Source organism: Chromohalobacter sp. HP20-39 (genome assembly GCF_033052815.1).
Classification (GTDB): Bacteria; Pseudomonadota; Gammaproteobacteria; order Pseudomonadales; family Halomonadaceae; genus Chromohalobacter.
The window spans coordinates 1-343 of the sequence record NZ_JAWHTP010000326.1 but is presented as its reverse complement, the minus strand read 5'-3'; the positions used below and the strand labels follow the sequence as shown (position 1 = coordinate 343).

At 52.8% G+C, this 343-nt stretch carries 1 protein-coding gene; it reads right to left on the bottom strand.

Features of this window, described 5'->3' with window-relative positions; all coding sequences use genetic code 11:
* Positions 1 to 129 precede the first annotated feature (129 nt).
* A partial coding sequence (locus RVY79_RS18210) for a hypothetical protein (protein ID WP_317465939.1) occupies positions 130 to 343 on the bottom strand: 214 nt, incomplete at its 5' end.

The following is a 343-nucleotide window of genomic DNA, read 5'->3' as shown; positions in this document are numbered from 1 at the left end:
CAACCGCTCGAATTTCAAGGAAAAGTCCTCCTCGTTCTCGAAGTACGCCTTCAGCTCGTCGGCCAGGGATTCGTTCGAGATGACTGGCGATTGTTCGGTCAGCAGGGCAAGTAGAGAAAACGTCATTCCTTAATTCCTTTTCCAGGGGCCTTTATCCCCAATATCAATTGGATTGAATTCGCGTGTGGTTGGGTTGTATTCGATCACACCGCCGCCCGTCTGGCGAATGTTGTCCAGAAGCGGCTCCGAGATCGTTTGCGTACGGGGTCCGACGATGAGGTTGAATGGCATGTCATTCTCCGCTGCATACTTGTGGAACGCGCGTAGCTGGTCGTTGTTCGTC